At 42.5% G+C, this 412-nt stretch carries 1 rRNA gene; it reads right to left on the bottom strand.

Annotation, left to right across the window (positions count from 1 at the left end):
- Positions 1-96 precede the first annotated feature (96 nt).
- Positions 97-213, bottom strand: a 5S ribosomal RNA gene (gene rrf / locus PGLA_RS26450).
- Positions 214-412: the final 199 nt, after the last annotated feature.

Below are 412 nucleotides of genomic sequence, written 5' to 3'. Positions count from 1 at the left end.
CACACTGTCGTATCAGGGAATATAAGTGCTTGTGTTACAAAGCGATCTGTAAAACATGAGTACAAAAAGCATGTCCACATGTATTTCAGAATAACTGCTTGGCGACGTCCTACTCTCCCAGGACCCTGCGGTCCAAGTACCATCGGCGCTGGAGGGCTTAACGGTCGTGTTCGGGATGGGTACGTGTGGAACCCCTCCGCTATCGCCACCAAACGGGATTTTTCTCGTCATCATATTTCTTGAATTACTCCAAGTAAATATCAATCTCTAGAAAAAACTTCAGCTTTATGCTGTTATACAAGGTTTAATCCTTGAAAACTAGATACGAATGAATTTGCAGTTCAGAAACTTACATTTGCTTCTGAAGCCTAAACTCCAGAATATTAGGATAAGCCCTCGACCGATTGTTATT

The organism is Paenibacillus glacialis (genome assembly GCF_001637205.1).
In the GTDB taxonomy this organism is placed as follows: domain Bacteria; phylum Bacillota; class Bacilli; order Paenibacillales; family Paenibacillaceae; genus Paenibacillus_AQ; species Paenibacillus_AQ glacialis.
Note: the sequence above shows the minus strand (reverse complement) of the source record. Positions and strands in the feature narration are given on the sequence as shown.